Here is a 22,298-nt window from a genome sequence, read left to right on the forward strand (position 1 = left end):
CGGGATATACGGTAGAGAACCATCGTTCCCAGCGCAAGGGTTCGGACGCGACCACGAAGGAGCAAGCATCGTGACGGCCAAGCGGGCGACGGCAAGGCAGGGCGCTCCCGACGACCAGGGCGACCGCGCGCGCATCGTGCAGGCGGCGGACGCGTTGTTCTACGCCCGCGGGATCAACGCCGTGGGCATGGACGAGGTCCGTACGTCGGCGGGCGTCTCACTGAAGCGGCTGTATGCCGCCTTCCCCGGCAAGGAAGCCCTGATCATCGCCGTGCTGCAACACCGTCACGGCATCTGGGAGGCCGGACTGCAGGCGGCGACAGCCGCAGCCACCACACCGCGCGATCGACTGCTCGCGGTGTTCGACTTCTTACGGACATGGTTCGCCGAGCCGAGTTTCCGGGGCTGCGGTTTCATCAACGCGTTCGGCGAACTCGGCCCGGGCTATCCCTCCATCGCTGACTACGTGCGTCAGCACAAGGCCGGCTTCGAGGCTCGGATCCGTGAGCTCGTCGCCGCGGCTGCGCTCCCCGCGAAGCTTGCGCCCCAACTCGTTCTGCTGGTCGAGGGCGCGCAGACGACGGCGGCGATCTTCGGCTCGGTGCAACCCGCCGACGACGCGCGCGCGGCTGCCGAGCTGCTCATCGACGCCTCTTCGCGGTGACCGCGGAGCCGGGCGACTGTCGCCCGGCCGGACTGCGAATCCACCACACCACAACCACCCCCATACCTGCCGCGCACAGCGCCAGCGACCACCGGACGCTCACCACGCCGGCAACCGACGTGAAGATCACTGTGGCGACGAGAAGCGTTGTCATCTGGACGAATACGAGCAGCGACTGATATCTGCCGAGTTGCTCCACAGGTGACGCCGCGAGGTATGCCGGGAAGAGATGCGCCGTACACACGGACACTCCGACTCCCAGCAGGACCGCGGCCGCGAGGGCCATGCCGGGCGTCGGTCCGAGGGCCATACCGGACAGTCCGACGCTGACCATGGACAGTCCGACGCCGACAGCGGATCGAGGCCGCCGGGAGGCTCCACGCCGTGCCACGATGATGGTCACGACGATCCCACCGACCAACCAACCGACTTCGATCAGACCGGAAGCGCCCGGCCCCCAACCGGATTCGCGGGCCAGGAGCGACGGCCCGTAGATCACGGCGGGCAGGACCCCCGACGCGATCAGGCCGGTCGTCACCAGGACCGCCCGCAACTGCGCTGTGCGCCATACCGTGGCCAGCGGCCGAAGGATGTCGAGTCCTGTTGGGCCCGGCTCCGGCTGTGCAGCGTAGGGCGGCCGGATCCGCAGCAGCACGACCAGCACCAGGACGAATGTCACGGCGTCGACGGCGGCCACCCCACCGAATGCGATGGCCGCGACCGCGGCCGCGCCGCACGGCGGTCCGGCGATCCGGGCCAGTTGCGAGAGGGTGCTGTTGAGTGCGGTGGCCCGCGGTAACGCATCACCACTGGCGAAAAGCCTTGGCACCACGCCGGATGCGGGCAGGTAGAACGCCTCTTCGACACCGGTGACAACAGCAACAACGACCAGCAGCCACGCCTGGACACCGGTCGTGGTGGCCAGGATCACGACGGTGACGGCCAGCAGCAACATAGCGCCGTCGCCGGCAAGCAGCATCCGGCGGACGCCGACCCGATCCGCCACTGCTCCCCCGACGAGCAGCAGCGCCGCGGTCGGCAGGGTGATCAACACGCCCACCAACCCGGTCAATCCGGCCGATATCCCAGTGGCGTACCAGGTGACGGCGAAACCGAAGGCCGAGCTGCCGGCCAGACTGATCGCCGACGCGACCGCCCACCAGACGAACGGCGCAGGCATGCCGCGCTCGGCCACCGGAGTGGTGGCTGTCCGGGCGCTCACGGTCACTCGTCCGCCGCGTCACGCCGGACCGGCATGACGATCGTGGTGAAGGTCCCTTGGTCGGCCGAGCGTACGACGATCGGGTTGTTGGCTCGGGCCGGGAGTTCGAGCAGCACCTCCGGCCCGATGCTCACGTCGAGCGCCCCGAGCAACAACGACGGCCGGAATGCCATGGCGAGAGCATCGCCCGTGCAGATCGCCGTCAACCGGGTGCCGTGGCGGTCACCGTCGATCCGCACGTCGAGGAACTCCGGTCCCGTGGTGAGCACCACGGCGTCCGCGTCGGCGAGCCGCAACAGTTCGGTCGACAGTCGCGCACGGTCCACCGTGACGCGACCGGCGATCGGCGAGAGAGAAGCCAACACCGATTGATACGAAGGGAATTGCGCGTCCAGCGTCGCCAGCCGGAGTTCATCGCCCGCCGATTCGAGCGTCGCTCCGTCTTCGCCGATCCGGATGCGCACGCGGTCGTGAGTCGCCGCGAAACGCACGACCTCCGGGACCGCGTCCGCGGCGACGACGATCGGTCGGTCCGCGCCGGACGACTCCTCGACCGGCAGGCTGCGCACGGCCATCCAGTAGCGGTCGGTCGCGACGACGGTGAGTTCGTCGCCACCCAACTGCAGCAGCACTCCCACGAGCACCGGTATGTCGGGGACGGCTGCAGCGGCAGGCGACACCTGCCGTAACGCGCTGGCCAGCTCCGGGCCGCGGACCGCGACGGTCGTCGGTGTGGTCGTGCCCGGCAGGTCCGGAAGGGCCGCGATCACGTCCTCGGTGGTCTCTCGCGCCTGGCGGGCGATGCCGGACACCTGCTCGGCATACGACCGCAATGCTGCCCTGGCCTGCTCCGGCGGACCGTCGAGAACGGTGCGAATGTCCTGCAATGGCAGGCCGATCCCGCGCAATCGGCTGATCGTCGTCGCGCGCCGCTCCTGCTCCGCCGAGTAGTAGCGGTACCCGCTGGCGGAGTCGACCTCGTACGGCTGCAGCAGACCGCAATCGTCGTAGAACCGCAGCGCGCTGGAACTGAGACCGACCAGGCGCGCGAACGCACCGATGGTCAACAGCGACGACTGGGACGAAGACTCGTTCCTCATCTTCGCCTCAGTCGCTCTACGCCGCTGGTCCGTCCTTCGGCCGGCACGTTGTTCAGCCACGAGCCCAGCTTGGCCCCTCAACCAACTCGAAGGTCAAGCGGCGCAGGTCGAGTAGCGGGCGAGGTACGCTCCCCCGCTACTCGATCACCGTGTCAGAGGTACTGGCCGGTGCCCTTGATCGAGTCGATCGAGCGGCCGGGTTCCGCGCCGTCCTTGCCGTCGATGAGCGTGCGGATGTAGACGATCCGCTCGCCCTTCTTGCCGGAGATGCGTGCCCAGTCGTCCGGGTTGGTGGTGTTGGGCAGGTCTTCGTTCTCCTTGAACTCGTCCACGCACGAGCGCAGCAGGTGATCGACCCGGATGCCCTTCTGACCGGTGGTCAGCTGGTCCTTGATCGCCATCTTCTTCGCGCGGTCGACGATGTTCTGGATCATCGCACCGGAGTTGAAGTCCTTGAAGTAGAGGATCTCCTTGTCGCCGCTGGCGTAGGTGACCTCCAGGAACTTGTTCTCGTCGATCTCGGTGTACATCCGCTCGACCGACGCCTGGATCATCGCCTCGACCGTCTCCTGCGCCGAGTTGTTGTGCTCTGCGAGGTCGTCGGCGTGCAGCGGCAGCTCGGGCACGAGGTACTTGCCGAAGATGTCCTTGGCGCTCTCGGCGTCGGGGCGCTCGATCTTGATCTTCACGTCCAGCCGGCCGGGGCGCAGGATCGCCGGGTCGATCATGTCCTCGCGGTTCGATGCGCCGATGACGATGACGTTCTCGAGGCTCTCGACACCGTCGATCTCGGCCAGCAGCTGCGGCACGATGGTGGTCTCCACGTCGGACGAGACACCCGAGCCGCGGGTCCGGAACAGCGACTCCATCTCGTCGAAGAACACCACGACCGGTGTGCCGTCGGACGCCTTCTCGCGAGCCCGCTGGAAGATCAACCGGATGTGCCGCTCGGTCTCGCCGACATACTTGTTGAGCAGCTCGGGACCCTTGATGTTCAGGAAGTATGCCGCCTCCTCACGCCCGGTCCGCTCTGCGACCTTGCGTGCCAGATTGGCGGCAACCGCCTTGGCGATCAACGTCTTTCCGCATCCGGGCGGGCCATAGAGCAGCACACCCTTCGGCGGCCGCAGGGCGTGCTCACGGAACAGGTCGGCGTGCAGGTAGGGCAGCTCGACCGCGTCCCGGATCTGCTCGATCTGACCGGCCAGACCACCGATGTCCTCGTAGTGGATGTCCGGCACTTCCTCCAGCACGAGGTCGGCGACCTCGGCCTTCGGGATCCGCTCGAAGACGAATCCGCTGCGGCTGTCGCACAGCAGGGAGTCCCCGGCGCGGATCGTCTCGCCGGCGAGTTTGGCCGCGATGCGGCAGATGCGCTCCTCGTCGGCATGCGCGACGACCAGCACCCGGTCCTCGCCGAGCATCTCCTTGGCCTGGACCAGCTCACCGACCCGCTCGAAACCGACGACGGCGACGACGTTCAGGGCTTCGTTGAGCATGACTTCGCGGCCGAGGGTCAGCTCGCCCGGCTCGATCGACGGACTCACCGCCACCCGCAGCTTGCGCCCCGAGGACAGGATGTCGGCGGTGGCGTCGTCGTGCGTCTCGATGACGATGCCGTATGACGCGGGCGGTTGCGCCAACCGGTCGACCTCACCCTTGAGGTTGACGATCTGCTCGCGGGCTTCCTTCAGGGTGCGCACCAGTCGCTCGTTCTGGGCGGACATCGTGCCTACCGAGGCCTGGAGCTGCCGAACCTGCTGCTGCAGGTCGCCGGCGTTGGAGTGCGAGGACAGGGCAAGTCGTTCGCGCAATGTCCGGATCTCGCGTTGCAGGCCCTCGATCGAGCCTTGCGGCGCATCAGATTCGTGGGAGTGGTCGGTCACTGTCGGCCTCCTATGCGCGAGCGCGACGTCAGTCGTCGCTGCGGTTCGATGCCAACCGACCCTAACCCGCGAACATGATCATTCGAGCGGCGGCTCGCCTGCCGAACGTTGCAATTTGCGCAGCTTCTTCTCCGAAACGGGGCGCTCGCCCAGATTCTCGGACGTCCACGATTCGGGCGACCGGCCGGCCTCGAACGTGCTCGTCTCAATATCTGGAGCATCCGCGGCACCAGCAGCCTTCGCCGGGCGGCGCTTGCGCAGCGGCGGAGTCACTCCGGGTGCCAGCCGGCGGGTCGAGATCAGGAAGCCGGTGTGGCCGTGCATCCGATGCTGCGGCCGGACGGCCAGCCCCTCCAGGTGCCAGCCGCGCACCATCGACTCCCAGGCTTCGGGCTCGGTGTAACCGCCGTGTGCCTTGACGCCCTCGGCAACACGGGACAACTGGGTGACCGTTGCGACATACGCGATGAAGACCCCGCCGGGGGCCAATGCGTCGGCGGCGGCGTCGAGGCACTCCCACGGCGCAAGCATGTCGAGGACGACCCGATCGACTGTCCCGGGCTCGGCGACGGCCGGTAGCACGTCGACGAAGTCGCCGACGGAGATCGTCCAGGCAGGGTGGTCCCCGCCGAAGAACGAGCGCACGTTGCCCCGCGCGATGTCGGCGAACTCGCGGCGCCGTTCGATCGAGTGGAGCTCACCGCTGTCGCCGACCGCCCGCAGCAACGACATGGACAGCGCACCGGATCCGACTCCGGCCTCCACCACCCGAGCGCCCGGGAAGATGTCGGCCATCGCGACGATCTGGCCGGCGTCCTTCGGGTAGACGACCGCCGCGCCGCGCGGCATCGACATGACGTAGTCCGACAGCAGCGGACGGAGTACCAGGTACTCCGTGCCTGCCGTGTTGGTGATCGTGCTGCCGTCGGGCAGGCCGATCAGGTCGTCGTGGACGAGGTGGCCGCGGTGCGTGTGGAACTGCTTGCCCGGTGTGAGCTCGAGCGTGTGCATGCGGCCCTTCGGGTCGGTCAGTTGCACGCGTTCGCCGGCTGCGAAGGGTCCGCGACGGGCGGCGGCTCCAGTGGGTTCGGGCTGATTCACAAGGGGCAATCCTAGGGTCGGTCCGCCCCGATCGCCGAACCGCGTCGGACCGGCGGCGCCGTCGAGCGCTCGGCGGCGGCGAGTGCGTCGCCGAGCGCCTGGATCGCGACCAGCCCGACCGGCCGCCCGTCGACCACCACCAACAGCTCCTGTATGGCGCCGCCCACCTCCTGAGCGGCGCGCACGAGCGCCGTGACGTCGACGTCGACCGACGGGACCTCGGCAACCCAGCCGGCCGGCTGCACCCGAGCCAGCGCGGCGGTCCGCAGCTCCGGCAGGTCCGGACGCGCGGCGCGTTGCACGTCCGCCGCTGCGATGACGCCCCACGGGACACCGTGCTGGTCCACGACGACCACGTCGTTCGCGGGCGGCAACTGCGTCACCGGAGCGCTGTCGGGCGCGATGACTGCCGGACGGAGCACATCGTGCACGTGGACCCGGGCGAACAACCGACCCGCCCGGGCACGAGCGACGGCATTGCTGGCACCGACCCACAGGAAGCCGGCGATCAGCACCGACCACAGCACGTAGAACGTCTGTGGCGTCTCGCCCTGCACCAGCGGGCGTACGACGGTCCACGCGACGAACAGCACGGCCAGGACGCGGCCGCACCAGCCGGCCACCAGCAGGCCTGCGGAGCGCGAGCCGGTCACGCGCCATACGACCGCGTCGAGGATGAATCCGCCGTCCAGCGGCATACCGGGCAGCAGGTTGAAGACGGCGACGAACGCGTTGGTGAAGACGACCGCCCCGAGCAGCAGATGTGCCACCTCACGGTCGTCGGCGACGGCGTGCAGCGCGAGCCAACCTGCAAGCGCGAGAACGGCATTCGCGAGCGGGCCGACAACGGCGACCAGCGCACTCGACATCGGCGAGGTGTCGTCGGTGTCGTATGCCGTGTGCCCGCCCCAGAGGTCGGCCACGATGCGGCGGACGTGGTAACCGCGCCACTGTCCGACCAGCGCGTGGGCGGCCTCGTGTGCGACCACCGACAGCAGCAGGAGCAGGGTGTAGAGGAAGGCGACGAAGTAGGCACCGCCGCCGAGATCGGGATAGGCGTCGGCGACCTCCGGCCCGAAGGTCGCGATGATCACCACGGCGATGATCGGCCAGGTGCGACCGACGTAGACGGGCACACCACGCAACGTGCCCAACTGCCAGCCGGGCCGGTCCGCGTTCGCCATCGGTCAAGCCTACGTGGCGTGCTCCGCGCGCCGGTGGGCGCCGGGCACCTCCGCGCTGGTGTCGGACCGTGCCGTTAGCGTGGCGCAGGTGGGACGCACGACGGACGCGACAGCACAGGTGACGACCGACGGGCCGGCGCCGGTCCGACCGGCGCTGTCACCGAGCCGAGCCGGTGACTTCATGCAGTGTCCGCTGCTCTATCGGTTCCGGGTGGTCGACCGGCTGCCGGAGGAGCCCTCCGCGGCAGCCGCGCGCGGGACCCTGGTGCACTCGGTGCTGGAACACCTCTTCGACATACCGGCGCCCGACCGGACCGTCGAGGCCGCGGTCGCGCTCCTCGAGCCGCAGTGGGCGGCGCTCGTCGAGCAGGAACCCGAGCTGGCCACGCTCGTCGGCAAGGACACCTCGGACGAGGCCACCGAGCTGGAGTCCTGGCTGGCCGACGCCGCCGAGCTGGTCCGTCGCTGGTTCGCGCTGGAGGATCCGACCCGGCTGGAACCCGCCGAACGCGAGCTCTATGTCGAGGCCGACGTCGACGGACTGACGCTGCGCGGTTACATCGACCGGCTCGACGAGGCCCCCGGCGACCTGTTGCGGGTGGTGGACTACAAGACCGGACGGTCACCGTCGGAGCTCTTCGAGGCCAAGGCGCTCTTCCAGATGAAGTTCTACGCGCTCGTCCTGTGGCGCACTCGCGGTGTGGTCCCTCGCATGCTGCAGCTCGTCTATCTCGGCAACAGCGAGATCGTCCGTTACGAACCCGCCGAGGCCGATCTGCTCGCCACCGAGCGCAAGGTCAAGGCGCTCTGGCAGGCGATCGAGCGGGCGGCGACGACCGGTGACTGGCGACCGCACCGGACCAAGCTGTGCGACTGGTGCAGCCATCAGGCACTGTGCCCTGAGTTCGGCGGCACTCCCCCGCCGTTGCCCGATCACGCGATCGGGCTGGCGCTCGATCCGGTCCGATCGGGTGAGGTCTCGCCCACCGAGGACTGATCAGCGGGTCGCGGCCAACAGACGGCGGGAGGCCACGACACCGACCAGCAACGCTGCGGCGATCACCACGCAGACCAGCCGCGCCGCCGATGCGGTGCCGGAATGATCGGCGGCGCTGAGGAACACCGACCCGACGCCGGCGACACCGACCACCTGGGCCAGCTGGAAGGCGCAGGACAGCACACCGCTCGCCTCCCCGGCCCGTTCGACGCGGACCCGGCTCAGCGCCAGGCCCATCACCGGCGTGATCGCGAAACCCTGCCCGAGACCGACCACCGCGAAGAGCAGGAGCAGCCCGACGCCCGGCCGGTGCCCGGCCGCGATGATCCGGCCGATCGCGAGGAACGTGGCGACGCACACCAACAGCCCGACCGGGATCAGCACCCGGGTCACGCGAGCCGGTAGCCGGGGACACGCCAACGACGAAGCGGCGAAGCCGATCGCCAGCGGGAGGAACGTCAGACCGGTCTGCAACGGACTCAGCCCGATGGTCGTCTGCAGGTGGACGGCGAAGGCGAAGAGGTATGACGCATACCCGCCGATCGTGACCACGACGACCGTCAGCCCGACGAGCAGACCGGGCGTTCGCAACAGGTCGCCCGGGACCACCGGTGCCGCCGCCGCGCGCTCCACCAGAACGAAGAGCGGGAGCAACAGTGCGGCGACACCCCATGCGATGAATCCCCAGAGCGGCCAACCGTTCTCGTGTCCGAGGACGAGTGGCACGACGACCAGGCCGATGATCGCGCCGAGCAGGATCGTGCCCGCGACGTCGAGCCCGGTCCGCGGTGTACGGGTATGGCGGGGCAGTGCGCGACCCGAGAGCCACAACAGCACGAGGCCGACGGGGACGTTCACGAGGAACACCGTGCGCCACTGAAGTCCGGCGATGTTCCATTGCAGCAGGACCCCGCCGAGCAGTTGCCCGCTGACCGTCCCGAGTGCGAGGACCAGGCCGTACCACCCCAGGGCGCCGGCACGTCGCGGCCCGGCCGGGAAGCAGATCTGGATCAGGCTCATCACCTGCGGCAACATGAACGCCGCCGCGGCCCCCTGCACGAGCCGGCAGGCGATCAGGGCGGTCGCGGTCGGTGCCAGTCCACACGCCGCGGAGGCCAGCACGAAACCTGCGAGTCCGGCCCGGAACGCCGCTCGGTGCCCGAGGCGTCCGCCGAGCCGAGCACCGGTGATCAGCAGCACGGCATACGTCATGACGTAGCCCGAGACGATGAGTTGCAGTTGTGCGCCCGACGCCTGCAGGTCGGCGCGCAACGTGCCGATCGCCACGTTGACGATCGAGACGTCGAGCAGGCTCATGAACAGGCCGCCGAGCAGCACGGCGAGCAACAGTCCCGAAGCGGCTGGCTGGGTCGGTGGGTGAACGGGTGCCGGTCGCACCTGTGTCGTTGTCATGCCATCGATCGTGCGACCGGTCGAGCGGTGGCGACAGGAGCGCGTTCATCCTGGTATCAACAACACCAGTGTCCGACTCACGTCGGACGGGGTTCCCAGCGCACAATCGAGGTCATGACCATCGCCGAGGAGAAGCGCTCGACCGCTACGTCGGAGAAGCCTGCCCACCGGCGTGAGCTCGCCAGGTTCCTGCGGGCACATCGCGAGCAGGTCAGTCCGCACTCGGTCGGCGTGGTCGTGGGCCCCCGTCGTCGGACACCGGGCCTGCGTCGCGAGGAGGTGGCACAGCTCGCCGGCGTCGGACTCACCTGGTACACCTGGCTGGAACAGGGACGCGAGATCAACGTGAGCACCCAGGTGCTCGACGCCGTGGCTCGGGTGCTGCAGCTGGGCGCCGCCGAGCGCTGGCACCTCTACCGGTTGGCGCAGGTCCCGGGTGTGCCGATGCCGCCGCAGATGCCCGAGACGATGCCACCGCACGCGGTGCAGGTCCTCGACGATCTGGATCCCAACCCGGCGTGCATCTACAACACGCGGTACGACCTCATCGCCAACAACGCGGCCTACGCGTGGATGTTTCCCTGGGCGGCCTCGGCCGACGGGATCGAACGCAACGTCCTGTGGCGGGTCGCCGTCGCCGGCGAGGACGTGCGCCCGATCAATCCCGAGCTCTTCGGCCGGCTGGTCGCCAACCTGCGGCTGCGGTATGCCGAGCACATCGGTGATCCCGAATGGGAGTCACTCATCGAGCAGTTGACCGGCAGCAGTGCGCTCTTCCGGAACGCCTGGGCCAGACACGAGGTCCAGCCAACCGGTCCGCAGTTCAAGCAGTTCCGTTGTCCCCCGGTCGGGATCATCCGGCTCAACACGCTCAGCTATTCCATCGACGGCACGGCCGACCTGCGCATGGTGGTGCACGTGCCGGAGACGTCCGCCGACGCCGACCGCATCAAGCAGCTGCGGGACATCGGCGGGGTGCAGTTCGACTGAGCCGGGAGCGCCTCGCTCAGCGCCCGACCGTCAATCGCCGCAGATCCGCTGGGGTGATGCCGGCGAGGCTGTCGATGTGCGTCGCACCCACGGTCTTGGGCACGTCGATCACGTGCGGTACGGCGACAGTCGGGATGCCTGCGGCGACTGCTGCACGCACCCCCGGTATCGAATCCTCGATCGCGACACTGTCGGCCGCCTCGACGCCCAGTCGCTGCACCGCCGTGAGGTAGGCCTCGGGATCCGGTTTGCCGTTACTCACGGCGTCTCCCGTGACGACCACCGAGAAGGTCCCGGCCGGGAGTGCGTCAATGAGCACCGACGCGAACGACTCATAGGACATGGTGACCAAGGCATTCGGAATCCCTTGGGCCACACAGGCATTCAGCAATTCAGCAGCCCCGGGACGCCATGGCAGATGCTGGCGCATACCGGCGATGACTCGCTCGAGGAGGTAGTCGACGATCCCTTCAGGGGCCAATGTCACCGGAGTCTGGTCCCGGATGATCTGCCCGGACACGATCAGTGAATTGCCGACCAACTGCATGGCCATCTCATCGGTCCACTCACCGCCGTACGACGCGACCAGCTCCTTCTCCGCCGCGATCCACAGTGGTTCGGTGTCGACGAGCGTGCCGTCCATGTCCCAGAGGACGGCAGTGGGAAGGTCACTCTCCCGCCGTACTCCCCCATTGCGTTCTTCGGCGGGCGCTTCCTGATTGCTGATGGGTCAGTCCTCCGGTTCGTAGCCAAGGTTGGACGAGAGCCAGCGCTCCGCCTCCTTCATTGTCCAACCCTTGCGTTCGGCGTACGACTCCACCTGGTCCCTGCCCAGCCGGCCCACCACGAAGTACTGGGACTCAGGGTGCGAGAAGTACCAACCGCTGACCGCCGCGCCGGGCCACATCGCCATCGAGTCCGTCAGCTCGATGCCGGTCTGATTGGTGACGTCAAGGAGGTCGAAAAGCGTTCTCTTCTCGGTGTGTTCAGGACACGCGGGATAACCGGGTGCGGGTCGGATGCCGCGGTACTTCTCGGCGATCAGGTCCTCGTTGCTGAGCTTCTCGTCCGGCGCGTAACCCCACAGGTCGTGGCGGACCATGTCGTGCATGCGCTCCGCGAACGCCTCCGCCAACCGGTCGGCGATCGACTCCAGCAGGATCGCGCTGTAGTCGTCGAGGTTCTCCTTGAACTCCTGGATCTTCTCCTGCGACCCGAGACCGGCGGTCACGGCGAATCCACCCACGTAGTCGGCGAGCCCGGTGTCCTTGGGCGCCACATAGTCGGCAAGGGAACGGTTGGGGACACCCGCTCGGTGATGGCCCTGCTGTCGCAGATGATGCAGCGTCGTGCGCACCTCGGTGCGGGACTCGTCCGTGTAGAGCTCGATGTCGTCGTCGACGGCACTGGCCGGGAAGAAGCCGACCACGGCGTTCGCCCGCAGCCACTTCTCCTCGATGACCTTGTCCAGCATGACCTGCGCGTCGTCCCACAACTTTCGGGCGGCCTCGCCGGTCGCCGGGTTGTTCAGGATGTCCGGGAACCGTCCCTTCATCTCCCACGCGTTGAAGAACGGCTGCCAGTCGATGTATTCGCGCAGCGTCTCCAGCGAGTAGTCGTGGAACGTCCTCGTGTATGACGAGATCGGACCGAGTTCGCCGTCGTCCGCGACGTCCCGGGCCTGCTGCAGCAGGAACCGCGGACGCGGCGGCTGGTAGTTGCTCCAGTCCACCGGCGTACGTGCCTTGAGCGCGTCCTCATACGAAAGCAGTGGGCGCTCAGTGTTTTTCGCGGCGTGACGCTTGCGGATCGACTCGTAGTCGGCATTGATGTCGGCCATGAAGGACTCGCGCCGGTCGTCGGACAACAAGGCCGCCGCGGTCGGCACCGACCGCGACGCGTCCTTCACCCACACGACGTCGCCGTGGTACTTGGGCGTCACCTTGACGGCGGTGTGGGCGCGTGACGTGGTGGCCCCGCCGATCAACAGCGGGATGTCCCAACCCTGCCGCTCCATCTCGGTGGCGACGTTGACCATTTCGTCCAGCGACGGAGTGATCAACCCGGACAGCCCGATCATGTCGGCGTTCTCGGCCTTCGCGGTGTCCAGGATCTTCTGGGCCGGCACCATGACGCCGAGGTCCACAACGTCGTAGTTGTTGCACTGGAGCACGACCCCGACGATGTTCTTGCCGATGTCATGCACGTCGCCCTTGACGGTGGCCATCACGATCTTGCCCTTGGCCCGCGCGGCGTCCCCCGGCTTCTTCTCCGCCTCGATGAACGGAATCAGGTGTGCCACAGCCTTTTTCATGACACGGGCCGACTTCACGACCTGAGGAAGGAACATCTTTCCGGCGCCGAACAGATCACCGACGACACCCATGCCGTCCATCAACGGGCCTTCGATGACGTTCAACGGGCGTTCGCCGCGCTCCTGCAGCTCGCGGCGCATCTCCTCGGTGTCCTCGACGATGAACTCGTCGATCCCCTTGACCAGCGCGTGCGTGATCCGGTCACGGACCGGCTCCTCACGCCACTTCAGCTTCTCGTCCGGGCCCTGATCCTCGGCGCCCTTGTTGTGCTCCTCGGCGACCTCGAGCAGCCGTTCGGTCGCATCGTCCCGACGGTTGAGCACGACGTCCTCGATGCGTTCGCGCAGTGTCGGGTCGAGCTCGTCATACACGGCGAGCTGGCCGGCATTGACGATTCCCATCGACAGCCCGGCCTTGATCGCGTGGTAGAGGAAGACCGCGTGGATCGCCTCCCGCACCGGGTTGTTTCCCCGGAACGAGAACGACACGTTGGAGACACCGCCGGAGGTGAGTACGCCGGGCAGGTTCTCGCTGATCCACCGCACCGCCTCGATGAAGTCGGTGCCGTAGGCACGGTGTTCCTCGATGCCGGTCGCCAGGGCGAACATGTTGGCGTCGAAGATGATGTCCTCGGCCGGGAAGCCGACCTCCTTCGTCAGGATGTCGTAGGCCTTCTGGCAGATCTCCTTGCGTCGCTCCAGGGTGTCGGCCTGGCCCTCCTCGTCGAAGGCCATCACGACGACCGCCGCGCCATACCGACGACACAGGCGGGCCTGCTCGATGAACTTCTCGGTGCCCTCCTTCATCGAGATCGAGTTGACGATGGGCTTGCCCTGGATGCAACGCAGCCCGGCCTCGATGACCTCCCACTTGGAGGAGTCGATCATCACGGGCACCCGGCAGATGTCCGGTTCGGTCGCGATCAGCTTGCAGAACCGATCCATGGCTTCGACGCCATCGATCATGCCCTCGTCCATGTTGATGTCGATGACCTGCGCGCCCGACTCGACCTGCTGGCGGGCCACGTTGAGCGCGGTGGCGTAGTCGCCCGCCTTGATCAATTTCCGGAACCGTGCCGAACCGGTGATGTTGGTCCGCTCCCCCACGTTGACGAAGAGCGACTCGTCGGTGACGTTGAACGGCTCCAACCCGGACAGCCGCATGGCCGGCTCGGTCGCGGACGGGACTCGCGGCGTCACACCTTCGATGCGGCCGGCGATCTCCGAGATGTGCTCCGGGGTCGTGCCACAGCAGCCACCGAGCACGTTGACGAGGCCGTCCTTGGCGAACTCACCGAGTACGTCGGCCATCTGCTCGGCCGTCTCGTCATACTCACCGAACGCGTTCGGCAGACCGGCGTTCGGGTAACAGAACGTGAAACAGTCTGCGACTCGGGACAATTCGGCGGCGTACTGCCGCATGTCCGCCGCACCGAGTGCACAGTTGAAACCGACCGCGAGCGGCCGGGCGTGCCGGATGCTGTTCCAGAACGCCTCGGTGACCTGGCCGGACAGCGTGCGGCCCGACGCGTCGGTGATGGTGCCGGAGATGAACACCGGCCATCGCCGACCGCGTTCCTCGAAGAGGGCCTCCAGCGCGAACACGGCGGCCTTGGCGTTGAGTGTGTCGAAGATCGTCTCGATCAACAGCAGGTCGCTGCCGCCGTCGACGAGGCCTTCGGCCTGCTCCTGGTATGCCGCGACGAGCTGCTCGAACGAGATGTTCCGAGCGCCGGGGTCGTTCACATCCGGGGAGATCGACGCGGTGCGGTTGGTCGGGCCGAGCGCGCCGGCGACATACCGGGGGCGTTCGGGTGTCGCGGCGGCGTCGCAGGCTGCTCGGGCCAGCTTCGCGGACTCGTAGTTGAGCTCGTAGCTGAGCTCTTCCATGCCGTAGTCGGCCATCGAGATGCGTTGTGCGCTGAAGGTATTGGTCTCGATGATGTCGGCGCCCGAGTCGAGGTAGGCCTCGTGGATCGAGCTGATCACCGACGGGTTGGTGATCGACAACAGGTCGTTGTTGCCCTGGACGTCCTGGTCCCAGTCGGCGAAGCGCTCACCCCGGAACTCCGCCTCGGACAATTTGTGCCGTTGGATGAAGACACCCATCGACCCGTCGAGGAGGAGCACGCGTCGCGCCAGTGCGCTGCGCAGTGCTTCGGTGGCGTCCGGACGGACCAGGGCTGTGTCGCGCGATGACGGTGTCACCAGCGCAATGTCGGAGCGGCTGCTCACTGTGGGATCCCTTCGAGGGTTTGCGCAGAACGGCACGAGTCTAACGACGGTGGGCGTCCGATCAGCGGCAGTCCCGACAAGGGGCGCTGCCACGCCTCGTCCCCTCCGCACGCGCAAGCGCCCGGGTGCTTAAGCTGAAGCTCTGATTCCGATGGCGATGAGGAGGACCCGGTGATCGAGTTCGAGGACGTGCCGCCGCTGCGCGACCCGATCATGATCGCTGCGTTCGAGGGCTGGAACGACGCCGGCGAGACCGCGTCGGCGACCGTGCTGCACCTGATCGAGACGTGGGGCGCAGAACCCCTGGCAGCACTCGACCCCGAGCTCTACTACGACTTCCAGGTCAACCGACCACGCATCACCAGCGACTCCGGCCGTCGCGAGATCGTCTGGCCGACGACCAAGATCTTCCTCGCGCAGGACACTCCGCTCGATCGCGACGTGCTGCTGGTGCAGGGCATCGAACCGTCGATGAAGTGGCGCGGATTCACCGAGGAGCTGATGGACTTCGCCACGGACTGCGGGGTCGGGACCATCATCACTCTGGGCGGCCTGCTCGCCGACGTCCCGCACACGCGGCCGATCCCGGTCACCGTCACCTCCGAGCACGAGGAGACCCGGCAGCGGTATGACGTGGAGCCGAACCGCTATGAAGGGCCGACCGGCATCGTCGGGGTCGTGACGGACGCGGCGCACCAGGCCGACATACCGACCCTGTCCTGCTGGGCGGCCGTCCCGCACTACGCCGGCGCCGGGCCGTCACCGAAGGCGACTCTCGCCCTGCTGACCCGGCTGGAGGAGCTGTTCGACACCCTCATCGGCCATGCCGATCTGCTGGAGCAGGCGCGGGCGTGGGAGCACGGCGTCGACGAGCTGGCAGCGTCCGACGACGAGGTCGCCGACTACGTGCACTCGCTCGAACAGACCCAGGACACCACCGAACTGCCCGAGGCCAGCGGTGACGCCATCGCCCGGGAGTTCGAGAAGTACCTGCGCCGCCGCGAGACCGACGACTGAAGTCCTAAGCGCGCAGGCCGAGCAGCGCGTCGATCGCGTCGGCGACCATCGGGCTCGCAGCGCCCCGGTCGTCACCGGCCGCCCACTCGTCGACCAGCCGGACCGCGGTGGCGGAGTCCAGGTCGTTCGACATCGCAACACGCATCCCGTCGATCAGCGACTCGGCGCCGTCGTCACCGCGACAGGCCAGGGCGCGCGTCCACCGGTCCCAGCGCTTCACGGCCGTGTCGAGCAGTCCGTCGGTGTACTCCCACGGCGTGCGATAGTGCTGGTCGAGCAGCACCAGCCGGATGGCCATCGGGTCGACGCCGGCGCGCAGCAGGTCGGACACCCGCACCAGGTTGCCCTTGGACTTGCTCATCTTCTCGCCGTCATACGCCACCATCGCCTGGTGCGCGTAAGCGCGCGCGAACGGCGGTCGGTCGGTCAGCGCGACGGCCTGCACGGCCGACATCTCGTGGTGCGGGAAGATCAGATCGGTGCCGCCACCTTGCAGATCGAAGCCCATTCCGAGGTGATCCAGCGCGATCGTGGTGCACTCCAGGTGCCACCCGGGACGGCCACGGTGCAACTCACCCGCCTCCCAGGCCGGCTCCCCCGCGCGCTCGACGCGCCACAGCAGCGGGTCCAGGGCGTCCCGCTTGCCCGCGCGTTCCGGGTCGCCGCCTCGGTCGGCGAACACTTCCAGCATCTGCGTTCGGTTCCAGCCGCTCTCGGATCCGAAGGTCGGCTGGGTGCTCAGGTCGAGGTAGATGTCCTCCGCACCCGACTCCGCCGCATCGGGCGTCGGCACCGTGTAGGTGACGCCCTTGGCGACCAGTCCCTCGATCGTCGCGACGTGCCGGTCCATCGTCTCCACGACACTGACGTAATGGTCCGGCGGCAGCACCCGCAACGCGGTCATGTCCGAGTGGAAGAGCTCGATCTCGCTCGTCGCGAGGTCGCGCCAGTCGACGCCGTCACGGGCCGCGCGCTCCAGCAACGGGTCGTCCACGTCCGTGACGTTCTGCACGTAGCGGACCTCGTGCCCGGCGTCGCGCAGCACCCGGGCGGCAAGATCGAACGTGACGTAGGTCGCGGCGTGACCCAGGTGGGTCGCGTCATACGGGGTGATCCCGCAGACATACATGCGGGCCGTGTCACCGACCTCCAGTGCGTCGACCGTCCCGGCCAGTTCGTTCCACAGCGCCAGCCCCTGGCCTTTTCCTTGCAAACCGGGCAGATTCGGCGCGGCCCACGGAGTAATCGTCACGCTCTCCAGCTTAGGCTGCCGCCTGCGCGGGTCACCACAGTGGCCACGGCAACGGGTGCCGGTCGTCGGGCGGTGCCGGCAGACGGCGCGTCTCGAGCAGCAGGTCGACGCGGTACTGCAACGCCTCCAGTTCCTCCTCGTGTATGACGTCACACAGCGTCTCGCCGAGCGGTCCGGACAGTTGCTTGCGCAAGGCCTCCACCCGGTCGATCTCGGCAGGCGACAACTCCTGCCCGGCGAAACCCCAGAGCACCGTCCGCAGCTTCTCCTCCACGTGCAGGGTCAGCCCGTGATCGATGGCATACAGATGGTCGTCCTCGACGATGAGGGCCGACCCCTTGCGGTCGGCGTTGTTCAGAACCACGTCCAGCAGGGCGACAGCGCGCAACGCGTCGTGCGCCGCGTGGGACACCACGAGCGGCTGATCGTGTTCGTCATGGACGCCGAGCACGGGCAGGTAGTCGGTCGGGACCGCGGCCACGGGGTCGATGCGCAGCAGGTCGTTCTCGGCGACCGGGTTCAGCGGACCGACCCACTGCTGCACGGACCCGGCGCCCATCGGACCGTCCGGTCGCAGGGCGGTCACCGGCACGCAGTCCCACCCTCCCGCGGTCGAGATCAGGTATGCGGCGTACTCACGACCGGCCAGGGTTCCCTCGGGGAAGTCCCAGAGCGGCTGTTCTCCGCGAACTGGCTTGTAAACAGCTGGAATTCGCTCGCCTGCGTCGTCGATCCAGACCCGCAGAACGAAGTTGGATGCCTCGACGAGCCGACCTTCGACCTCCAGCGGCCCGTCGAGCAACAGCCGCTGCAGTCGCTCAGCGTCGATAGCCGTTGGCACGGGGGCAGATGTGGCCAGTCGGGTCGAGCGGACCACCACAGAAGGGACAGGACGGCCGGCCGTCGGCGACGGAAGCGAGCCCGCGGCGGGCGAACTCCCGTGCCTGGGGCGCGTCGAGCAGCACCCGGACGAGCTGACCGTCCGGATCCGTGACTTCCTGCAGCTCCTCACCCTCGCCGGTCGGCTCGAGCTCCACCTGCCGGTCGTGCGCCTCGATGATCAGCACCTTGCGCTCCGGCTCCCATGCCAGGCTCAGCGTGCTCACCCGGAACTCGTCCTCGATGGGCGGGGTCAACGGGTCGTTGTCCTCGGCCGCTACCGGCAGATCGTCGTCGACCGCGAGCTCGTCGAGCAGGTCGTTGACGCGCTCCGCGAGCACCTCCACCTGCTCCTTCTCGAGGGACACCGAGACGACTCGACGGCCCTGGACGACCTGCAGGAAGAAGGTGCGGGCACCGGGTGGACCGACCGTGCCGGCGATGAACCGGTCCGGGTGGTCGAATTCGATGGTCGGCATACTCCGCAGCCTAATCCGACGAATCGGTGCCGGTCTCGCCACCGGGGGTCGCGTCGCCACTCGGGGCCGACTTCTCGGGTATGTCGGTGAGCTCACCGGTCGTGTCGTTGACACGGATCACGAACGGCCTGCGCTCGGTGTACCGCACTGCGCTCACCGACGCCGGCGCGACGACGATCCGCTGGAACTGGTCCAGATGCGACCCGAGAGCGTCCGCCAGCAGTGCCTTGATGACGTCGCCGTGCGACACGGCGACCCACAGCGCCTTCGGCCCGTGCGCCGCCTCGACCTCGGCGTCGATATCCCGTACGGCGGCGACAGCCCGGGCCGACATCTGGGCCAGCGACTCGTGCGCGAACTCCGCGGAGGGCGGGAACACGGCGGCGGAAGGATGATCCTGCACCGTGCGCCACAGGTCGTCCTTGACGAGTTCGCTGATCTTGCGACCGGTCCAGGCGCCGTAGCGGCACTCCCCCAGCCGTTCGTCCGTCTCGACGGCGACGTCGGGTACACCGGCCGCGACGGCGGCAGCGGTCTGCTGGCAGCGTTGCAGCGGGCTACTGACGATGCGCACGATCGGCAACTGCTCGAGGCGCTTGCGGGCCTCGCCGACCTGTCGCTCGCCGGTCTCGTCCAGACCCACGCCGGAGGTCCAACCGGCAAGCACGCCAGAGGTGTTCGAAGTTGTGCGCCCGTGGCGCAGCAGCAGAACGGTCGCCATGCGTCAGCGCAGCCCTTCCTTGTCCATGATCTCCGCGAGTGTTCGCACGGCGGCGATCCGCTCCGGCAGGCTGTCCCCCGCAGGGCCGACGCTGAGGGTGGTCACGCCGGCGTCGGCATACGCGTGCAGTCGCTCGGCGATGTGCTCGCGGGGGCCGATCAGCGCTGTCTGATCGATGAAGTCGCGTGGCACGGCCATCGCCGCATCGCGGTGCTTGCGATCCAGAAAGAGGTCCTGCACCTGCTGCGCTGCTTCCTCGAAACCCATCCGCCGGGCGAGCGCGTTGTAGAAGTTCTTCTTCCGCGAGCCCATGCCCCCGACATACAGGGCGGCGTTCGCGCGCAGCCGGTTGGCTCCGGTGTCCAGGTCGTCGGCCATGCTGAGGCCCGCGTTCGCGACGACGTCGAAGCCGGCCAACGATCCGTCCGCATGTCCGGCTCGCTGCCGGCCGGTCCGCAGCTGTGCGAGTTGCTCGGGCACGTGCTCCGGGCTGACGAAGATCCCGAGCCATCCGTCGGCTATCTCGCCGGTGAGCTCCATGTTCTTGGGCCCGATCGCCGCGAGATAGATCGGGACCTCGGCACGCTCCGGAAGGAGCAGCAGGCGCAACGCCTTGCCCGGGCCGTCGGGAAGCGGCAATTCGAAGTGTTTGCCGTGGTATTCGACGTTTTTGCGGCCGAAGGCAAGTCGGATGATGTCGACGTACTCGCGGGTGCGGCCCAGCGGATCGTCGAACCGGACACCGTGCCAGCCCTCGCTGACCTGCGGGCCGGACACGCCCAGTCCGAGACGGAACCGGCCACCGGTGATCTTGTCCAGTGTCGCCGCAGTCATTGCCGTCATCGCCGGAGTACGCGCCGGGATCTGGAGGACGGCGCTGCCCCACTCGAGGTTCTTGGTGAAGGCGCTCAGGTATGCCGCCAGGCTCGGTACGTCGGATCCGTAGGCCTCGGCGAGCCAGGCGACCTGGTAACCGGACTCGTCCGCGGCGATCGTCAGCTCCTTCATCGCCGCGAGGTCGTCCGTGCCGGTCGTGCCCCAGTAACCGAGATTGATGCCGAGATCCATGGGCACGACGCTACCCTTCGAGACGCGGCTCGTTCCTCACCACTCCTCAGGGACCGCCCTTCGAGACGCGGCTCGTTCCTCACCACTCCTCAGGGACCGACCGGCCTCCGCCGTTCGGCGTGTCCCGACCACTACGGTTGTGCCGTGCAATCGGCGAATCTCGGCAGGTCGGGCCTGCGTGTCAGCAATGTGACTCTCGGCACGATGAATTGGGGAGACACGGTCGACGAGATCTTCGCCGAGGAGATCCTGCGGGACTTCCGCGACGCCGGCGGGACGACCATCGACACGGCATACGGCTACACGGACGGTGCCGCCGAGGAGATCCTCGGAGATCTCGTCGCGGGCAGTCGCCGCGAGGACCTCGTGCTCGTCGGCAAGGCCGGCATCTCACGCACGACCGGCTCGCGTGTCGTGGACACCTCGCGCGGCACCCTGCTGAACCAACTGGACGCATCACTGCGCCGGTTGCGGACCGATCACCTCGACCTGTGGCTGGTGCACACCTGGGCGGACGACGTGCCGCTCGCCGAGACGATGTCTGCGCTCGAGCATGCGTTGACCACCGGTCGTGTCCGGTATGTCGGCGTCTCCAACTACGCCGGATGGCAACTGGTCGCCGCGCACTCGGCGTTGCAGGACGCCCGGATTCCGTTGACCGCCAACGAGATCGAATACAGCTTGGTCGAGCGGAGCGCTGACGCCGAAGTACTTCCCGCCGCGGCGCACGTCGGCGCGGGTCTGCTCGCGTGGGCACCGTTGGGCGGCGGCGTGCTCACCGGGAAGTACCGCCGGGGGGTGCCGGCCGACTCCCGTGCTGCTTCCGGTCGGCACACCGGCTGGGCCGCTCGTCGGCTGGGCGGCAGCTCCGATCCGATCGTCGATGCGGTCGCCACCGCGGCAGACGGTCTGGGAGTGAGCCCGGTGCAGATCGCGCTGAGTTGGGCACGCACCAGACCGGGCATCAACTCATTGGTCTTCGGGGTGCGCAACCGCAGCCAGTTGCGCACCGTGCTGGCCAGTGCCGAGACGCACCTGCCCCCGCAGATCGCGCACGCGCTGGACGACGTCTCGCGGGTGGGCTGATCAGGAGCGCTCGGAGTCTTCGTAGTCGAGGTCGTCCGTGTCGTCACCGGCCAGGCCGATGTACCGCCCCTCGCTGTCATCCTCGTCGTCGAGGCCGTCGTCCGTGTCCGGGCCGTCGTCCTCTTCGAGGTCCTCGTCTTCATCCTCGTCTTCGTCGTCGTCACCGACGTAGACCTCGAGGGGCGTGACCTCGCCATAGGCGTCCATCAGTGCGTCGTCGTAGTCCTCGAACGCATCTGCCAGATCCCGGTATGCCGCAACGACCGATGGGTCGTTCTCGCTGCGGCGCGATGCAGCGGCCTCCAAGTGTCGTTCCAACGCACTCACCAAAGCGGACAATGCAGCACGCGGCTCAGCGGTCATGGCTCGACGGTACCCGGTCATGCCTGATTCGTGACAGAGCAACGCCCTTGCCAATCGGCCGGATCCGGCATCGGTTGGGTGATAATGGAGGCGATGACCGAGTACGAGTTCCGCGTGTTGACCTTCCCGCGCGACATGAGCCGGTCCGACGTCCGCCAGGCGATCGCCGATCAGGCGGAATACGGCCACTGGGAGCTGGCTCGCAGCCGCCTCTACCTCGGTGGAGCCCGGAAGGTGTGGCTGCGCCGCCGGATCATCCGCGTCCGCCGCACTGCGTGATCCAAGCGGGTCGAGTAGAGCCTGGCGCAGCGAATCGGGGGAAGCCTC

At 67.9% G+C, this 22,298-nt stretch carries 20 protein-coding genes; 6 read left to right on the top strand and 14 right to left on the bottom strand.

Features of this window, described 5'->3' with window-relative positions; translation table 11 throughout:
- The first annotated feature begins 70 nt into the window (after positions 1-70).
- Positions 71-664 carry a TetR/AcrR family transcriptional regulator gene (locus tag ACZ50J_RS10985; protein ID WP_464297263.1) on the top strand — a complete coding sequence of 198 codons (594 nt, stop codon included), beginning with the start codon at positions 71-73 and terminating at the stop codon, positions 662-664.
- Here ACZ50J_RS10985 and ACZ50J_RS10990 read toward each other — a convergent pair.
- From ACZ50J_RS10990 to ACZ50J_RS11010, 5 genes are all read right to left on the bottom strand, one after another.
- Positions 642-1,886 carry an MFS transporter gene (locus tag ACZ50J_RS10990; RefSeq protein ID WP_464297264.1) on the bottom strand — a complete coding sequence of 415 codons (1,245 nt, stop codon included), beginning with the start codon at positions 1,884-1,886 and terminating at the stop codon, positions 642-644. The genes ACZ50J_RS10985 and ACZ50J_RS10990 overlap by 23 nt on opposite strands.
- Before the next feature lie 2 nt (positions 1,887-1,888).
- A complete protein-coding gene (locus ACZ50J_RS10995) occupies positions 1,889-2,986 on the bottom strand; it encodes a DNA polymerase III subunit beta family protein (protein WP_464297265.1) in 1,098 nt (365 codons plus the stop codon).
- 152 nt (positions 2,987-3,138) lie between these two features.
- Positions 3,139-4,782, bottom strand: coding sequence for a proteasome ATPase (arc, locus tag ACZ50J_RS11000; protein WP_464301338.1), 1,644 nt, complete (start codon positions 4,780-4,782; stop codon positions 3,139-3,141).
- Positions 4,783-4,950: 168 nt separating this feature from the next.
- On the bottom strand, positions 4,951-5,982 hold the full coding sequence (locus tag ACZ50J_RS11005) for a tRNA (adenine-N1)-methyltransferase (protein ID WP_464297266.1): 1,032 nt from the start codon (positions 5,980-5,982) through the stop codon (positions 4,951-4,953).
- Between the two features lie 2 nt (positions 5,983-5,984).
- The gene (locus ACZ50J_RS11010) at positions 5,985-7,157 is read right to left on the bottom strand and encodes a site-2 protease family protein (RefSeq protein WP_464297267.1); all 1,173 of its coding nucleotides are present in this window, start codon (positions 7,155-7,157) and stop codon (positions 5,985-5,987) included.
- A gap of 181 nt (positions 7,158-7,338) precedes the next feature.
- Between ACZ50J_RS11010 and ACZ50J_RS11015 the strand changes: the two genes are divergently transcribed.
- Positions 7,339-8,154, top strand: a complete 816-nt coding sequence (locus ACZ50J_RS11015; RefSeq protein WP_464301339.1) for a RecB family exonuclease — start codon at positions 7,339-7,341, stop codon at positions 8,152-8,154.
- On the opposite strand, the gene ACZ50J_RS11020 is transcribed toward ACZ50J_RS11015, so the two are convergent.
- The gene (locus tag ACZ50J_RS11020; protein WP_464297268.1) at positions 8,155-9,567 is read right to left on the bottom strand and encodes an MFS transporter; all 1,413 of its coding nucleotides are present in this window, start codon (positions 9,565-9,567) and stop codon (positions 8,155-8,157) included. It abuts the gene before it with no gap.
- Between the two features lie 114 nt (positions 9,568-9,681).
- Between ACZ50J_RS11020 and ACZ50J_RS11025 the strand changes: the two genes are divergently transcribed.
- Positions 9,682-10,557, top strand: coding sequence for a helix-turn-helix transcriptional regulator (locus ACZ50J_RS11025; protein WP_464297269.1), 876 nt, complete (start codon positions 9,682-9,684; stop codon positions 10,555-10,557).
- A gap of 16 nt (positions 10,558-10,573) precedes the next feature.
- On the opposite strand, the gene ACZ50J_RS11030 is transcribed toward ACZ50J_RS11025, so the two are convergent.
- Both ACZ50J_RS11030 and metH read right to left on the bottom strand, forming a co-directional pair.
- The gene (locus tag ACZ50J_RS11030) at positions 10,574-11,284 is read right to left on the bottom strand and encodes an HAD family hydrolase (protein ID WP_464301340.1); all 711 of its coding nucleotides are present in this window, start codon (positions 11,282-11,284) and stop codon (positions 10,574-10,576) included.
- A 3-nt stretch (positions 11,285-11,287) separates the two neighbouring features.
- On the bottom strand, positions 11,288-15,106 hold the full coding sequence (metH, locus tag ACZ50J_RS11035) for a methionine synthase (protein ID WP_464297270.1): 3,819 nt from the start codon (positions 15,104-15,106) through the stop codon (positions 11,288-11,290).
- Positions 15,107-15,277: 171 nt separating this feature from the next.
- On the opposite strand from metH, the gene ACZ50J_RS11040 reads away from it, so the two are divergent.
- Positions 15,278-16,123, top strand: a complete 846-nt coding sequence (locus ACZ50J_RS11040) for a PAC2 family protein (protein WP_464297271.1) — start codon at positions 15,278-15,280, stop codon at positions 16,121-16,123.
- Positions 16,124-16,127: 4 nt separating this feature from the next.
- On the opposite strand, the gene mshC is transcribed toward ACZ50J_RS11040, so the two are convergent.
- Genes mshC through ACZ50J_RS11065 form a run of 5 tightly spaced genes read right to left on the bottom strand, consistent with a single transcriptional unit; the run spans position 16,128 to position 20,522 of the window.
- A complete protein-coding gene (mshC, locus tag ACZ50J_RS11045; RefSeq protein ID WP_464301341.1) occupies positions 16,128-17,369 on the bottom strand; it encodes a cysteine--1-D-myo-inosityl 2-amino-2-deoxy-alpha-D-glucopyranoside ligase in 1,242 nt (413 codons plus the stop codon).
- A gap of 37 nt (positions 17,370-17,406) precedes the next feature.
- The gene (locus tag ACZ50J_RS11050) at positions 17,407-18,216 is read right to left on the bottom strand and encodes an SCO1664 family protein (RefSeq protein WP_464297272.1); all 810 of its coding nucleotides are present in this window, start codon (positions 18,214-18,216) and stop codon (positions 17,407-17,409) included.
- A complete protein-coding gene (locus tag ACZ50J_RS11055; protein ID WP_464297273.1) occupies positions 18,194-18,733 on the bottom strand; it encodes a DUF3090 domain-containing protein in 540 nt (179 codons plus the stop codon). Before ACZ50J_RS11055 ends, ACZ50J_RS11050 begins: the two co-directional genes overlap by 23 nt.
- 10 nt (positions 18,734-18,743) lie before the next feature.
- Entirely contained in the window at positions 18,744-19,454 is a 711-nt protein-coding gene (locus ACZ50J_RS11060; protein WP_464297274.1) for an MSMEG_4193 family putative phosphomutase, read from the bottom strand.
- A gap of 3 nt (positions 19,455-19,457) precedes the next feature.
- Positions 19,458-20,522: an LLM class F420-dependent oxidoreductase gene (locus tag ACZ50J_RS11065; RefSeq protein ID WP_464297275.1), complete on the bottom strand. Its 1,065-nt coding sequence runs from the start codon at positions 20,520-20,522 to the stop codon at positions 19,458-19,460.
- A 189-nt stretch (positions 20,523-20,711) separates the two neighbouring features.
- Between ACZ50J_RS11065 and ACZ50J_RS11070 the strand changes: the two genes are divergently transcribed.
- Positions 20,712-21,608 (top strand): aldo/keto reductase, encoded by an 897-nt coding sequence (locus ACZ50J_RS11070; RefSeq protein ID WP_464301342.1) that lies wholly within the window; start codon positions 20,712-20,714, stop codon positions 21,606-21,608.
- On the opposite strand, the gene ACZ50J_RS11075 is transcribed toward ACZ50J_RS11070, so the two are convergent.
- Positions 21,609-21,971, bottom strand: coding sequence for a hypothetical protein (locus ACZ50J_RS11075; protein ID WP_464297276.1), 363 nt, complete (start codon positions 21,969-21,971; stop codon positions 21,609-21,611).
- 93 nt (positions 21,972-22,064) lie between these two features.
- Between ACZ50J_RS11075 and ACZ50J_RS11080 the strand changes: the two genes are divergently transcribed.
- Positions 22,065-22,250: a DUF5703 family protein gene (locus tag ACZ50J_RS11080; protein ID WP_464297277.1), complete on the top strand. Its 186-nt coding sequence runs from the start codon at positions 22,065-22,067 to the stop codon at positions 22,248-22,250.
- The last annotated feature ends 48 nt before the right edge of the window (positions 22,251-22,298 follow it).

It is taken from the genome of Flexivirga sp. G2, assembly GCF_055397625.1.

Coding starts and splice junctions, on each gene's coding strand:
- ACZ50J_RS11010 (WP_464297267.1), bottom strand. CDS start 7,157: ATGGCGAACGCGGACCGGCCCGGCTGGCAGTTGGGCACGTTGCGTGGT.
- ACZ50J_RS10995 (WP_464297265.1), bottom strand. CDS start 2,986: ATGAGGAACGAGTCTTCGTCCCAGTCGTCGCTGTTGACCATCGGTGCG.
- ACZ50J_RS11060 (WP_464297274.1), bottom strand. CDS start 19,454: ATGGCGACCGTTCTGCTGCTGCGCCACGGGCGCACAACTTCGAACACC.
- ACZ50J_RS11080 (WP_464297277.1), top strand. CDS start 22,065: ATGACCGAGTACGAGTTCCGCGTGTTGACCTTCCCGCGCGACATGAGC.
- ACZ50J_RS11025 (WP_464297269.1), top strand. CDS start 9,682: ATGACCATCGCCGAGGAGAAGCGCTCGACCGCTACGTCGGAGAAGCCT.
- ACZ50J_RS11065 (WP_464297275.1), bottom strand. CDS start 20,522: ATGGATCTCGGCATCAATCTCGGTTACTGGGGCACGACCGGCACGGAC.
- ACZ50J_RS11015 (WP_464301339.1), top strand. CDS start 7,339: ATGCAGTGTCCGCTGCTCTATCGGTTCCGGGTGGTCGACCGGCTGCCG.
- ACZ50J_RS11055 (WP_464297273.1), bottom strand. CDS start 18,733: ATGCCGACCATCGAATTCGACCACCCGGACCGGTTCATCGCCGGCACG.
- ACZ50J_RS11075 (WP_464297276.1), bottom strand. CDS start 21,971: ATGACCGCTGAGCCGCGTGCTGCATTGTCCGCTTTGGTGAGTGCGTTG.
- ACZ50J_RS11020 (WP_464297268.1), bottom strand. CDS start 9,567: ATGACAACGACACAGGTGCGACCGGCACCCGTTCACCCACCGACCCAG.